This is a genomic window from Pseudomonas sp. GW-45, from assembly GCF_056896675.1.
Genome location: NZ_CM167674.1, coordinates 237,187 through 251,595, shown reverse-complemented (window position 1 = coordinate 251,595; position 14,409 = coordinate 237,187). Strand labels below are relative to the sequence as shown.

The window sequence follows — 14,409 nt, the reverse complement described above, 5'->3', positions numbered from 1 at the left end:
TAGTGAATAGCTCAGGCGGCGTGCGAACGTCGCCCGGCTATCAACCCCCAAAACAATAACAACGCCAGCGCGGCATAAAGACTCCGCTGCACCAGCACAGCATGGCGGCTGTAGAAGCTGCCGCCCGCATTCGCAGAGAAGGGTATATCCACCAGTCGTTCCGCCCGTGAGAAGGCCTGCGTGCTGGCTACCACTCGCCCACTGGGTACGATTGCTACCGACGGGCCATTGTTGATCAAGTGCACCATGGGTACGCGATTCTCCACCCCGCGCAGGACCGACATATCGCGATGCTGAAACGGCTGTGATGTCTCGCCAAACCAGTTGTCCTGCGACAGAAACAGCAACAGTTTACCTGCTGAATCAGCCCCAATGGACTCAGCCACAAACTGCGGAAAGGCCGTCTCGTAACAGACTTTGGGAATCACCCGCATATCACCTACCCTGAACTCCACGTGCTCAGTACCCGCGCCAACCGGGCGCAGATAATCCCCCATGAACATGCGGGTTACTTGGGTGATCCCCGGCAACTCAAAAAAGGCTGGCAGATATTCGCCAAAGGGCATGCGTTGCACCTTACGGTACTGCCCGGCTAGCCGGCCATTGTGATCCAACCAAGCCACCGTATTGAAGCTGACCTGCTCGGCGTTAACCCAGCGATTTTCCACATCGTGGAAGAACAGCGGCACGCCCCAGCTGGTGACCTCCTTGCCGTACCCATGGCGCACGGTGAACATATCGTAATAGCCCTTGTAGCGCGCTTCAGGCCAGGCCACCCATTGGGCACCCGCTTTCGCCAGCCGGCGACTGGCAACCATCTCTTCCGGCGCCTCACGGGTAAAACCTTCGCGCGGCGCTGGAATGCGACGCCTCGGCGGGTCATTGGGCTGCACCAAGCCAATGCGCGTGGTATCCCAGCTGCGTACCTGGTTATCCCAATAAGACAATGCGTAAAACCCATAGGCAAACCACAACAGCAATACAGCGCCTGCCACCAGCATGCCCATACCAGCCCCGCGGCTGTTACTGTAATAGGCTTGGAGCAGCTGAAAAAGCAGCCCACTGAACAGCAACATGATGATATTCAAGCCCTGCGCACCCAGCAGGTCAACCCCCTGCAGGGCAACCAGAAAACGCGCTTGCCCTTCGGCAAAGTCGGTAACAAAAAGCTGTGGGAAAATCGCCATAACGACAGCGATAACCAACGGAAAGGTGAGCAGGTCCCAAGTTGGCACACGCAGTGCCAACCAGCGGTAGAGCAAACATGCAAAGCCCAAAGCCAAGCCGGTATACAGCCAGAACAACCCCGCCAAGATAGCACTGACCGGCCAAGACAAGCCTTTGAGATGAATCATAAAATCGATCATCCAATGGCTGGCGCCAGCAAAACACAGCACGCCCGCCAGCCAGCCAAGGGCAAAGGCGGCCGGCAAGCGCGTATCACGCAATGCGTAGAGCAAGGGTACTCCGGCTAACCAACCGGTCCAGAACAACACCGGGTTAACCCATGGCGCAAACATCATCACGCCGCTGACGGCAGCCAACAACACGCGAGTAGTCCATGACACCACGCGCGCTTGCTCGGCCAGCACCAGGGTTTCCGTCGCCAGACTCGCGGGCGATGCATCAAACTGCGACATGGAACCTCTTATTATTATTCAGAAGCTAATCTGCGGCGGTTCATCAGACGCAGGAATCCAACGAATTTATGCCAATAAAATCACGCTTCGACAATAGAAGCGCGACCACCACGGCAACATCACCCGTTAGGGTGAATTTGCCAGAGCCATCAGACTGGAATCCGGTAAACAAAACCCGGTACTCTTGATTTTTCGCTGCCGAACGGACATGCATTTATGCCCCATTGGTTGACTGGTTCACTCACCTGTTTGCTGATTCTGCTGAACACCCTGATCGGCATTGGCCCGATGTTGGTCTTCGGACTGCTCAAGGCGCTTATTCCAAACGCGGATCTGCGTCGCGGATGCTCCAAAGCAGTGATGAGGGTCGCGGAAACCTGGGCCGAGATCAATAAACGCATCTTTCATCTGCTGCTACCAACTCAGTGGGATGTACGTTGCGACACCACGCTGGCAAGCGAGCAATCTTATCTGGTGATCAGCAATCACCAGACCTGGGTGGATATCCCCGCCCTAGTGAACGCCTTCAACCGCAAAACGCCTTATTTCAAGTTCTTCCTTAAACGCGCGCTGATCTGGGTACCGTTTCTCGGCTTGGCGTTCTGGGCACTCGACTACCCCTTCATGAAGCGCTACAGCAAAGCCCATCTGGCCAAGCACCCGGAAGACCAGGGTAAAGACTTGGAAATTACCCGTGGCGCCTGCGAAAAATTTCAACAGCTGCCGGTCACCGTAGTGAATTACCTGGAAGGTACGCGTTTCACTCCAGGCAAGCACCGGCAGCAGCAATCACCCTTTCGCTACCTGCTTAAGCCCAAAGCCGGCGGCATTGCCTTTGTGGTCGCCGCACTCGGCGCGCAGATGCGCTCGGTGCTAGATGTCACTATTGTCTATCCCGACGAGCGCCCGCCAGGCTTCTGGCAACTGGTTAGCGGACAGGTGACACGGATCACCGTGGATATCCGTTGTCGCACTCTACCCACCCAGCTGATAGACGGCGATTACAGCCTTGACCTTGAGTACCGCAACCAATTTCAGCAGTGGGTCAGTCAGCTATGGATCGAAAAAGATCAGCGCATTGCCGCCCTGCGTCGCGAACTCGCCGAACGACCTTGAGCTGCCAGGCACAAAGGTTAACCCGGTAATTCACCGATGACCTCAGACAGCGACTGAGAGGGCAAGCCGAGCGCTTCGGCCACCTCGGAATTACACAAAATCCCCCCGCTAAGATTCAAGCCTTGCGCAAGATGCGGATCCTCGCTCAGCGCCTGCTTGACGCCTTTATTTGCCAACGCCAAGACAAAGGGCAGGGTTGCATTATTCAGCGCCTGAGTTGAGGTACGTGCGACTGCACCGGGCATGTTAGCAACGCAATAGTGCACTACCTCGTCAACCACATAGGTGGGCTGATCATGGGTAGTGGGGCTTGAGGTTTCGGCGCAACCGCCCTGATCAATCGCCACATCCACCAATACAGCACCCGACTGCATGCGTGCCACCATCTCGGCGCTGATCAACTTGGGCGCGGTAGCACCCGGGACCAATACCGCGCCAATCACCAGGTCGGCGCCCAGCAATTGCTCTTCCAACGTCACGCCAGTCGAATAAAGGGTACTGACGCGATTGCCGTACTGCGCGTCCAGGCGCCTGAGTGCGTCCGGGTTCTTGTCCAGCACGGTGACATCAGCGCCTAGCCCAACGGCCATTGCCAGCGCATTGCTGCCGACCACCCCACCGCCCAGAATGACCACCTTACCGCGGGGTACGCCCGGCACGCCGCCGAGCAGCACACCTCGCCCACCCTTGGCTTTCTCCAAACAGCCGGCGCCAGCTTGAATGGCCATGCGCCCAGCCACCTCGGACATTGGCGCCAATAGCGGTAAGCGTCCGTGCGCATCAGTTACGGTTTCATAGGCGATACAGATGGCCCCGCTGGACAGCAGGTCTTCGGCCTGGGCGCGATCTGGCGCCAGATGCAAGTAAGTGAACAGGATCTGACCGGGGCGCAGGCGGGCGCGCTCTTCGGCCTGCGGCTCCTTGACCTTGACCAGCAAGTCGGCTTGGGCAAACACCTCCTCCACCGTCACCAGCTCCGCGCCAGCTTGGCGATAGAGTGCATCATTGTAGCCAATCGCCGTGCCGGCATCGTGCTCGACAAACACTTGATGCCCCTGGCGCACTAGCTCGCGCACTGATTCAGGCGTCAACCCCACGCGGTACTCATGATTTTTGATCTCTTTCGGAACGCCAATATGCATGGCACTGCCCTCCTCACTGACCGGACTCTAGAGTTATCAGTGTAGTTGGCAGCGAAGGATGATCGTCAAAAGATTGAGAAGGCGTGCAGAGAGGGCGTTAATCAGCTGCAGGAGCGGCTTCTGGAAAAGAGCTTGTGGCAGCAACAATCCGATTGCGTCCGCCGCTTTTGGCATCATACATGCGCTTGTCGGCGACTTTCAGTAAGGCGCTCAGATCATCCCCATCATCGTTCAAGGTCGCCACGCCACCACTAAAACTCATCTGCAACGCAGTGCCATCGGCCAGCTGCAATGGCGTGGTGGCCAATTGCTGACGCAGCTGATCTGCCAAGCTAGCGGCCTGATGGTGATCCGCGCCGAGCAGCAGAACGGCGAATTCTTCGCCTCCCAGCCGGCAAGCCAGGTCAGAGCCACGCAGGCGACCAGATAGCAAATGAGCCGCATGCTGCAAGGCTTGATCCCCTATATCGTGTCCGTATTGATCATTCACTCGCTTGAACATGTCCAGATCCACCACCACCAGGGACAGCGCCATTCCACTGCGTTCTGCCTGGCTGCGCAAGCGAAGGAACTCTTCACCCAGGCGCATGCGGTTGGCGATGCCAGTCAGGTTGTCAGTACCGGCTAGCTCAATCAAGCGTGCCTCATTGCTCGTGCGGCTGCGCTCATAGATATGTGAAAACAGCATTACCGCAAAACTACTGAAGGCAAGGTTGGTGGCAATGAGTGCGTCCATCGAATTCTCGCCGGTCATGTAACGCACATTGAAGGCGATGACCGCCGCGGTAACAAAGATCAACGACATCCATAGGCCGCCGCGCTGGCCCAGCAGCAGGTAGGAAATGATGGGGATGGTTTGAATCCATGCAAACACGGTGAAAGAGGTTTTTGGCAGCAATAAAGCAAATACCATCATGCAGAAAAAAGGGACTAGATAAGCGACCGTCCAAGCAACCAGATGCCGGGTGGTCGGCACAACGCGCTGCAAGCTCAGCGCAAAAAATGCATACGCCACCTCCAGCCCCGCCAGCAAATACATCCCGCGATAGCTATTCAAGCCAGCGAAGATCAGACCAAAGACAAATGTGAGCCACAACAACGCCCGCAAAACGGAACGGCGATGGCTTTGATTTTGTTCGAGTTGCTTGGCCATTTTTTTCCTTTTAAATCACCCTTTGCAACGGGCGCAGCAACATACTTCGGAACAAACAACAACCCAATAGTATCCATTCAAGTAGGCAATATGCGAATCGGGGCTGAAAAAACTCTGGCATTTGTGCCGAATGTCTTCTCAAGAGGTCAATATCTTGTCATGCTTGCAAAATAGTCTAAGTAATAGCCATCTGCCTTTACTTGACAAAATAAAGCACAGAATAACAGACAAATGGCGCCAAGGATCTTGAAGTGACCGCGATTCCACTGCTGGTATGTGACGACTCCAATATGGCTCGCAAGCAGCTGATTCGAGCACTGCCGGCAAATTGGCCGTTTCGAATTACGCAAGCCACCAATGGCTTGGAGGGTTTGGAGGCGATTCGCGCCGGCGCTGGGCAAATAGTTTTGCTCGATTTGACGATGCCCGAGCTTGATGGTTTCGGCGTGCTGGCGGCGCTGCGCGAAGAAGCGCTCGAGTGTGAAGTTATAGTGGTTTCTGGCGACGTCCAGGAAGAAGCCGTGCGCCGCGCCAAAGCGTTAGGCGCACGCGCGTTCATCAAGAAACCAGCTGACCCTATGCAGTTAGCTGAAGCGCTGAATTCCCTGGGTGTCGAGGTGCCGCTCACTACGCCTGCAACAGACGGCCGGGAAAGCGAATTTCCGCTGCCCAACGTTTCTTTCCGCGATGCCTTCCGTGAAGTATCCAATGTTGCCATGGGGCGTGCCGCCGAACTGCTAGGGCGGGTGCTCAATCTGTTCATCAAGCTGCCCATACCCAACGTCAATATTTTGGAAGTCGGCGAGCTGCACATGGCGCTGGCCGACGCTCAGCGCGGGCAGCGATTGTCTGCCATTTGCCAAGGCTTTATCGGCGGCGGCGTCGCCGGAGAAGCCTTGTTGATCTTCCATGACTCAGAGATTGGCGATGTAGCCCAACTGCTGAACGCGCGCGAAGATGAAAACGCACAACTTGAAATGCTGCTGGATCTGGCCAGCATCATCATCGGCGCTTGCCTTAACGGCCTGTCTGAACAGCTGAACATCACCCTGTCACAGGGGCACCCAATGGTGCTAGGCCAACATTGTCCGATCGAAGATCTAATTCGCATCAACCAACGCCGCTGGAAGCGCACCTTGGCTGTGGAAATCAGCTACGGTCTGGAAGACCTGGAGATTCATTTCGACCTGTTGCTGCTGTTTACCGAAGACTCGGTCCCTCGGCTACGGGAAACCCTCGACTTCATGATCAACTGACCACGTGATCAACTGAATAAAGGCAAGGCGCATGGCTGCTCAGTTTGACATCAACGAACTCCACTGGCTGCTCGACATCGTCCAGAGCATCGATGTGGGCGTGGTAGTGATGGACCGTGAATACAAGATTGAGGTTTGGAACAGCTTTATGGAGAACCACTCCGGCTTAGGCTCGGCAGAGGTCAACCAGCGCTCATTGTTCGAGCTGTTTCAGGAAATAGACCAAACCTGGTTTACCCAAAAGGTCGAAACTTCGGTCATGTTAGGCACCCGCGCTTTTACCATCTGGGAGCAGCGGCCCAACCTGTTTCGCTTCAAAAGCTACCAGCCGATCACCGGGCTAGCCGATGAAATGTACCAGAATGTCACCATTTTGCCGCTGCGCAGCAGTACCGGCAAAACCGATCACGTGTGTTTAATTATTTATGATGTAACCGGAGTCGCTGTAAACAAACGGCAACTCGAGTCTGCCAATACTAAGCTGAGAGAGTTAGCGCTGCGTGACGGCCTGACCGGGTTACTCAATCGGCGTTACTGGGAAAGCTGCCTGGAGCACGAGTTCGCACGTCACCAGCGCTATGACAACGAAGTCTGCCTGGTCATGTTCGATATCGACCACTTCAAGAAGGTCAACGATACCTTCGGCCATCAGGCCGGTGACGAGGTTATCCGCACGACTGCGCGCTTGACCGAACAGCTGGCCAGAGAAACCGATTTTTGCGGACGTTACGGTGGCGAAGAGTTTGTTGTGCTGCTGCCAGACACGCCTTTGGAAGGAGCTCAACAATTTGCCGAGCGCCTCAGGCAAAGCGTCGAGCGTCAGCAACTGGACCACCAGGGTACGCCCGTGACCTTCACCATCAGCTTAGGCGTTGCGCGCCTGACGGATGGCATGGAAAGTTACAAAGAGTTGATTGAGCGCGCCGACAAAGCGCTTTACCAGTCCAAAGAAGCTGGCCGCAACCTCACCACCATTGCGGAATAAGACCACATTCAAAAGTCATTTCTGTGAAGCATTTCACATCTCACAAATAGCCGGGTATGATGCGCGGCAAGGGATCGAAAGCGTCAAGGAAGAGGCTATTATAGAATAAAACCTGCCTGATAGACGTTTTTCTGACAGCATCCAAGCCATAGCAAGTCAACCAACACACGGCAGTCTGACCATGAAATCACCTACACGCGGGTGGCGCTGGGCCTATCGCAAGACCCGCAGCTACCACACTACAAAATTGCAGGCGCTATACCGCGCGACTCGTTACTGGGCAACCGGTGATACCGGCTCCTTTATCAGCCATGGCGGCTTTCGCAAGACACGCATTCGGCGCTGATAGCGCTGCTGGCCAGCAAGCCCAATCTGATACACTGCAAGGCCTTTCTTCGCTTCAGGCCAGCCCCGTGACCCAGACTACCTTCGACTCGCTAAAACTGCCCCAGGCTATGCTCGATACCCTGCAGCAAATGGGCTATGCGAGCATGACGCCGATTCAAGCCGAAGCGCTGCCGCTGATACTTCAGGGCAATGATCTGCTGGCCCAGTCACGTACCGGCAGCGGCAAGACAGCCGCCTTCGGTATCGGCCTGCTGACCCCACTAAACCCGCAGTTCTTTGGCTGCCAGGCACTAGTGCTGAGCCCTACGCGCGAATTGGCGACGCAAACGGCCACAGCCTTGCGTAACCTGGCACGCGGGCTGCCCAATATCAAAATTATTACGTTATGCGGTGGCACTCCTTTTGGGCCGCAAGCCGCCTCGCTGGAACAAGGTGCACACGTCATCGTCGGCACGCCCGGTCGAATCCAGGATCACTTGGCTCGCGGTACTCTGACCCTCGACAACCTTAACTGCCTGGTGCTAGACGAAGCCGACCGGATGCTCGACATGGGTTTTGTCGACCCTATCCGCGAGATCATCGGTCACACGCCAAAGCGCCGCCAGACTCTGTTGTTTTCAGCAACCTACCCGTCAGGTTTGAAATCATTGGCCAGCGAATTCATGCGCGAGCCGAAACAGATCACCATAAGCGATGCCAGCCCAAGCAATCCCATCACTCAGCGCTTCTACGAAATTGAAGAGAAGCAACGCTTTGATGCCGTGTTACGTTTGCTCGCCGCCGATCGACCACAACCCTGTATCGCGTTTTGTCACACTCGCCAGCAGTGTCAGGAACTGGCCGACTTTTTGAACGCCAATAGCATCAGTGCGCAAGCTATACACGGTGACATGGAGCAACGCGACCGCGATCAAGTACTAGCATTGTTTGCCAATCAGAGCTGCAGCGTGCTGACCGCGACCGATGTTGCCGCCCGAGGCATCGATATCGAAGGCGTTGCAGCGGTAATCAACGTAGAACTCTCGGCTGATCCTTCCGCGCATACCCACCGCATTGGGCGTAGCGGCCGTGCCGGCCAGTCCGGCTTGGCGCTGAGCCTGGTGGCCCCTCGCGAACTCAAACGTTCGCGCGCAATTGAAGAAACCAGTGGTGAACCGCTGAACTGGCAGGAGCTCGACAGCTTGCCTGCCAGACTCGACCAGCCAATGATCGCGCCCATGCGCACGCTGGCGGTAGCCGGTGGCCGCAAGGACAAGTTACGCCCCGGCGACCTGCTTGGCGCCCTCACTGGCGACGCGGGCTTATCGGCAGATGCAATTGGCAAGATCAGCATCAGTGACTATCAAGCCTTGGTCGCTATTCGCCGCGATCAGGCCAAGCAGGCACTCGCGCGACTGAGCGAAGGTAAGATCAAGGGCCGCAACTTCAGGGTGCGCCTGCTGTCATAGCGCCAACTGTAATCCCCATAACCGATAAATACCGATAACGAGCGCCGTCCATGGATGCCAGTCAGCAACTGATTCTGTTGATTCTTGGTTGTACCATTGCATTATTTCTATGGGGCCGCTGGCGCCACGATGTGGTGGCCTTGGCCGCTTTGATGGCCTGCGTGGTTACCGGCTTAACCCCAGCCGCGGATGCGTTTGTCGGCTTTGGTCATCCTGCGGTAATTACCGTGGCGGCTGTGCTGATTTTGAGCAAGGGCCTGCAAACCACCGGCGCCGTAGAAGCACTGGCCCAGCGCGCCCTACCCAAGAACGGCGGCCCATTGCTCAGCCTGGCCGTGCTAACTCTGCTGGGTGCAGGCTTATCAGCGTTCATGAACAACGTCGGCGCCATGGCACTACTCATGCCGCTGGCGCTGCAACTCGCGGCGCGTGAAGGCATGCCGCCCGGCAAAGTCCTCATGCCACTGGCGTTTGGCACCATTCTAGGCGGCATGACCACGCTAATTGGTACTCCTCCTAACCTAATTGTCGCCGGCTTCCGCGCCCGCGAAGACCTTGGCGGCTTCGGCATGTTCGACTTCACGCCAGTGGGCATCGCAGTCGCCATAGCCGGGGTGATCTTTGTCGTCTTCACCAGCCGCTGGCTGGTGCCACGTCGTGAGCAGCCCGACGTGGGCAGCTTCGATACCGGCACCTACCTGACCGAAGTGCATATTGACGCCGACAGCAAAGTCGATGGCAAAACCCTGGCGGAAGTTGAGCTACTACTGGAAGAGAACGACGCGCAAATTGTCGGCATGGTACGCAATGACTTTCGCGTCACCGCCCCCATGCCCAGCCGCGTGTTGCGGGCCGGCGACATTCTGGTAATCGAGGCAGAGCCTGAAGGGCTAGGCTCTTCGCTCACCCGTCTGGGCCTGAAACTGGAAGAAGCAGTACCCACCAACGGCAATGACAAGCAGGACGAAGGGCAGGACAGCGAAGAAAAAAACGAGTCGGCAAGCAGCGAAAAAGAACCCCCGCAGAGCGATGCTACGGCTGAGCAGAATAAGGACAAAGATAAAGAGAAAAGCAGCAAGCCCTCACTGTCCGATGAAATAACGCTACAGGAGCTCGCAGTGCAGCCCGGCGCCGACATCCTCGGTCGCAGCGCATCCCACATTCAACTGCGCACGCGTTTCGGCATCAACTTGCTGGCCATATCCCGCCGCGGCCATCGCTCTATTCGCCGGCTGCGCTGGACCGAGATCCAAGCCGGCGATGTGCTGCTGATGCAAGGAACCCCGGAAGCCATCTCTGGTTTTGCCAGCGAGTACGGCTGCGTCCCCTTAGCACCACGGGCCATTCTAATTCCCGACGGGCGTCAAGCGCTGACTGCCGCCGGCATCATGCTGTGCTCCATCGCGCTGGCCGCCTTCGGCATCCTGCCGGCGGCGGTCGCCTTTATGGCCGGGGTGTTGGGTTACATGCTGACCCGCGTGATACCCCTGCGGCGCATTTATGAGGCGGTCGATTGGCCAATCATAGTGCTGCTGGCTGCGCTTATGCCGATGGCAGCCGCGATGGCCGATACCGGCGCTGCCGACCTGCTGGCCAAAACGCTATTGGATAACTTTGCGCAGGGTAACGCAGTCATTGCTTTGGTTTTGATGCTGGTCGTCACCATGACGCTGTCGGATTTCATGAACAACGCTGCCACCGCAGCCGTCATGTGCCCAATCGCATTGAGTGTCGCAGGGCAACTGGAGGTTAATCCCGACAGTTTTCTCATGGCTGTAGCCATCGGCGCTTCCTGTGCGTTCCTGACGCCAATCGGCCACCAGAACAACACATTGATTCTTGGCCCCGGCGGCTTTCGCTTTGGCGATTACTGGCGTCTTGGCCTGCCCCTGGAGCTGCTGGTCGTTGCCGTCAGCGTCCCTATGCTGCTGTGGGTGTGGCCACTTTAAGGCCTAGACCACGCCGGTCAAATTGCATGTTTCTCTAGCTCTGACTCAAACAGGATCAGAGCTAGAGATAGACAGCCCGACACCAGCAACAGCTGCTGCGATTTATTCGCTGATCAGGCCGCATGCAACACGCGCACCGCCACCACCCAATTTTTCCGGTTGATCGGAATTGTTGTCACCGCCCGCATGCACCATCAACGCACGCCCTTCAATTTCTGCCAGCGTTTTGATTCTTGGCGCCAGTACCGGGTAGTCGGCAACACCCTGAGCATTAACATACAGCCCAGGCAGATCACCTAAATGACCCTCTCCGTATGGCCCAAGGTGCTCACCCGTGCTGGCGGGATCGTAGTGACTGCCTGCCGCAGCCGCCGGAGTAGGCTTGCCATCCTTATCGGCGGTGGCACAACTGGGGTTTTCGTGTACGTGGAAGCCATGTAAACCGGCAGGCAGCGATTTCAGGTTTGGCGTAAACAACAGCCCATCGTCGGTTTCGCTGATCACAACAGTACCAATTGACTCCTGCTTGCCGTCCAGCCCCACCTTGTTAATGGTCACTTCTTGGGAGGCCGCTTGGGCCATTCCCGCCGTCAATGCCAGTGCCAATGCCAATCCGTTACGTGCTTTCATAATGAACTCCAGTTGTCATGTCGCATGAGGGCAGAACGGAGAATTAACCAGGCCAGCGCGAGCTGGCCCCATTTCCCCGCCTCTGTGATAGTGACAGGACACCAGCGCGGTTGTTCCTTCTGCCTGCACGCACAACGCCGGCCTAACCAAGAGCGCGGCGCGTCATTCTGCGTGATCTAGTCACCCGGCGACGGCTCAGCAACCGCACTGAAGTCTTCTTTATAACGCACCGCGCAATCGGGACAGGCGAAACTATCTGGCAGCGTTTCCCAACGGGTGCCCGCCGCAAACCCCTGATGCGGATCACCCTGCGCTTCGTCATATTCGTAATCACACTCGGGGCAACGATAGCGGCTCATGCTGTCGCCTCCACCATCCCCGGCACCTGGCTTTCAGGGCTCAATGCATAACGACGCATCAACATTTCCTTTTTCGCCGGCAAAAAGTTGATGCGCTCAGGGTCGCGATCGACCGCGTCCAGCAAGCGTTTATCCATTACCTTGAACCATAGCGGCGGAAAATACGCCAACAGATACATGCCAGGGTACCCGCTTGGCAAACGCGGCAGATCCTCGAAGTCGCGTAGCGATTGATAGCGCCGTGTGGGATGCGCGTGATGGTCGGAATGGCGTTGCAGGTGAAACAACGTCCAATTGGAAAACAGGTGGTTACTGTTCCAGGAATGATGCGGCTGACAACGTTCATAGCGACCACTCGGCTGCTTGATACGTAGCAGGCCGTAATGCTCGATGTAGTTGGCCTGGGTCAGCTGGAATGCACCCCAGAAGGCTATCAGCAGCATAATCGGCAATATCCCGATACCCAGCCAGGCAATCAACCCTCCGTAAAGCAGGGCACTGATCAGCGCCGGTTGCAGAATTTCATTCTCTAGGCTCCATACCGACTTCCCGCAGCGGTCCAGCCGTTGCGCCTCCAAATCCCAAGCACGAAAGAAAGCGCCGGGCATCTCGCGGAATACGAAGCGATAAACGCTCTCGCCCATACGCGACGAAGCAGGATCTTCGGGCGTCGCCACATCACGGTGGTGGCCGCGATTGTGCTCTACGAAGAAATGCCCGTAACAACCCAGCGCCAGGGTGATCTTGGCGAGCCAGCGCTCAAGCGTGCTCTTCTTGTGGCCCATTTCATGACCCAGATTCAAGCCAAAGCCCAACGAGCCTCCGGTGGCCAGAATCACCGCCAGAATGCCATGCCAAGGTAATTCGTGAGTGCCCAGGAAAATGATGTTGACCAGAAAACTGACCCAAAGAATGGGCACCAGTGCGTAAGTGACATAACGGTAATAGGGGTCAGCCTCCAACGCAGGAACAGCCTCCTCCGGTGGGTTGCTCAAATCCTCACCCAGCAGACCATCCAGCATGGGGATGACCACGTAGCCGAATAATGTCGATATCCAGAGCCACATGACGTTCGGTGAAACCAACATATAGAGAAGCGGGCCGACCAACGCCAGGCACGGTACCAGCAGTGAGAACAACCAAAGCCGACGCTTACGGTCGACGTAACCGAAGAGGCCATTGTCCGGTGCAGCAATAGCGGTCATGTGATCATCCTTTTATTGTTGTGGTTATGACCCTGACATCTTCTGCTCAGCAATCAATAACAACACCCGTTGCAACCGGCAAATTATCGTCATATTGTGACATCAGCTACTGCCCCAATCCCCTAACCACAACAAGGTTCAGTATGCCGTCCCAACAATTCTGGCTCAGCCCAGCGGTTCACCCCGTGTACGCACGCCTGGTTTACGCCGAGCTGTTGCGCCAAGGCTTGAGCGCCGAACAGATACAGACCGACATTCCGCTAGACTGGAGCGCGCTGTTACACAGCAATCAGTTCCTCAGCCTCAGTAACCTGCAGAGCTTGCTGCTCAATGCCATGGCGCTCAGCGACTGTCCTTGGCTGGGTTTTGCTGTGGGTATGCATACAGATGTAAGCGCACACGGCCCGGCTGGTTACGCGGCAGTCACCGCGCCCACGATTGGCGAGGCCATCAGCCTCACAGAGCAATACACCAGCTTGCGTCAGCACCTTGCGGCGTTTCGATTGGAAAGCAGCCAGCCCCCCGTATTGGTTCTCGACGAATTACGCATGCCCGAAGCCATCCGCGAATATCTGCTGGGGCATTTCACTACCGCGCTGCTTCGGCTGCTTGAAACCCTCGGCGGGCAACCGCTGAACAGCGCCATCCGTATAGACTGGCCGTTGCCGAAGCCTTGCTGGGCGAAAGAGATTGAAGGTTATGCTGGAGAATGGCGCTATGGCGCAGACGCTCTGCGCATTTACCTGCCGGCTGGACTACTGCAGCAAGACTGTCTCGGCGCTGATGCCCAAGCCTGCCAACAGGCTCTGCGCGATTGCGCCAACCAGCTACACCGCCAGCAACGAGGCGGCACCCTGACTGAGCGTATCAAACAGCGTCTACTGCAGACCGGACAAGGCTTTCCCACGCTGCCTGAGATGGCGGAACACGAACATGTCACCGCGCGTACACTGATTCGTCACCTGCGCAACGAAGGCACTCACTATCAACACATTCTGGACAACCTGCGTAGCGAGCAGGCGAGCTGGTTATTGGTGCACACCGAGCTGAGTATCGAGAGCATTGCCGAGCGGCTGGGCTATCAGGATACCAGCAACTTCAGCCGCACCTTTCGTCGTTGGCACGGCTGTACGCCCAGGTTATACCGCACCCAGTATCAGCGGTGAGGCAAGCAGCGC

Annotated in this window: 13 protein-coding genes; 7 read left to right on the top strand and 6 right to left on the bottom strand. The window is 56.7% G+C overall.

Translation table 11 applies throughout. The features are described from left to right. Window positions 1-11 precede the first annotated feature (11 nt). The gene (gene lnt / locus AC1XYH_RS01080) at window positions 12-1,640 is read right to left on the bottom strand and encodes an apolipoprotein N-acyltransferase (protein WP_483324832.1); all 1,629 of its coding nucleotides are present in this window, start codon (window positions 1,638-1,640) and stop codon (window positions 12-14) included. A 216-nt stretch (window positions 1,641-1,856) separates the two neighbouring features. On the opposite strand from lnt, the gene AC1XYH_RS01075 reads away from it, so the two are divergent. After that, entirely contained in the window at window positions 1,857-2,756 is a 900-nt protein-coding gene (locus AC1XYH_RS01075) for an acyltransferase (RefSeq protein ID WP_483324831.1), read from the top strand. A gap of 17 nt (window positions 2,757-2,773) precedes the next feature. Here AC1XYH_RS01075 and ald read toward each other — a convergent pair whose 3' ends face one another. Next, window positions 2,774-3,898, bottom strand: coding sequence for an alanine dehydrogenase (gene ald / locus AC1XYH_RS01070; protein WP_483324830.1), 1,125 nt, complete (start codon window positions 3,896-3,898; stop codon window positions 2,774-2,776). 97 nt (window positions 3,899-3,995) lie between these two features. Beyond that, complete coding sequence (locus AC1XYH_RS01065; protein WP_483324829.1) at window positions 3,996-5,051, bottom strand: GGDEF domain-containing protein; 1,056 nt, start codon at window positions 5,049-5,051, stop codon at window positions 3,996-3,998. A 251-nt stretch (window positions 5,052-5,302) separates the two neighbouring features. On the opposite strand from AC1XYH_RS01065, the gene AC1XYH_RS01060 reads away from it, so the two are divergent. The 5 genes from AC1XYH_RS01060 to AC1XYH_RS01040 all read left to right on the top strand — a co-directional run bounded on the left by AC1XYH_RS01060 (window position 5,303) and on the right by AC1XYH_RS01040 (window position 11,037). After that, entirely contained in the window at window positions 5,303-6,307 is a 1,005-nt protein-coding gene (locus AC1XYH_RS01060) for a response regulator (RefSeq protein ID WP_483324828.1), read from the top strand. Window positions 6,308-6,338: 31 nt separating this feature from the next. Beyond that, window positions 6,339-7,292: a sensor domain-containing diguanylate cyclase gene (locus AC1XYH_RS01055; RefSeq protein ID WP_483324827.1), complete on the top strand. Its 954-nt coding sequence runs from the start codon at window positions 6,339-6,341 to the stop codon at window positions 7,290-7,292. A gap of 181 nt (window positions 7,293-7,473) precedes the next feature. Continuing rightward, window positions 7,474-7,638 (top strand): hypothetical protein, encoded by a 165-nt coding sequence (locus tag AC1XYH_RS01050; protein WP_483324826.1) that lies wholly within the window; start codon window positions 7,474-7,476, stop codon window positions 7,636-7,638. 67 nt (window positions 7,639-7,705) lie between these two features. After that, window positions 7,706-9,088, top strand: coding sequence for an ATP-dependent RNA helicase DbpA (dbpA, locus tag AC1XYH_RS01045; RefSeq protein WP_483324825.1), 1,383 nt, complete (start codon window positions 7,706-7,708; stop codon window positions 9,086-9,088). Window positions 9,089-9,138: 50 nt separating this feature from the next. Then, window positions 9,139-11,037, top strand: coding sequence for an SLC13 family permease (locus tag AC1XYH_RS01040; RefSeq protein ID WP_483324824.1), 1,899 nt, complete (start codon window positions 9,139-9,141; stop codon window positions 11,035-11,037). A 102-nt stretch (window positions 11,038-11,139) separates the two neighbouring features. On the opposite strand, the gene sodC is transcribed toward AC1XYH_RS01040, so the two are convergent. The 3 genes from sodC to AC1XYH_RS01025 form a co-directional block, all read right to left on the bottom strand. Then, the gene (gene sodC / locus AC1XYH_RS01035) at window positions 11,140-11,667 is read right to left on the bottom strand and encodes a superoxide dismutase [Cu-Zn] SodC (RefSeq protein ID WP_483324823.1); all 528 of its coding nucleotides are present in this window, start codon (window positions 11,665-11,667) and stop codon (window positions 11,140-11,142) included. A gap of 176 nt (window positions 11,668-11,843) precedes the next feature. After that, a complete protein-coding gene (locus AC1XYH_RS01030; RefSeq protein ID WP_483324822.1) occupies window positions 11,844-12,026 on the bottom strand; it encodes a rubredoxin in 183 nt (60 codons plus the stop codon). Next, window positions 12,023-13,231: an alkane 1-monooxygenase gene (locus tag AC1XYH_RS01025; protein ID WP_483324821.1), complete on the bottom strand. Its 1,209-nt coding sequence runs from the start codon at window positions 13,229-13,231 to the stop codon at window positions 12,023-12,025. The genes AC1XYH_RS01030 and AC1XYH_RS01025 overlap by 4 nt, the downstream gene beginning before the upstream one ends. A 143-nt stretch (window positions 13,232-13,374) precedes the next feature. Between AC1XYH_RS01025 and AC1XYH_RS01020 the strand changes: the two genes are divergently transcribed. Continuing rightward, entirely contained in the window at window positions 13,375-14,397 is a 1,023-nt protein-coding gene (locus AC1XYH_RS01020) for a helix-turn-helix transcriptional regulator (RefSeq protein WP_483324820.1), read from the top strand. Window positions 14,398-14,409: the final 12 nt, after the last annotated feature.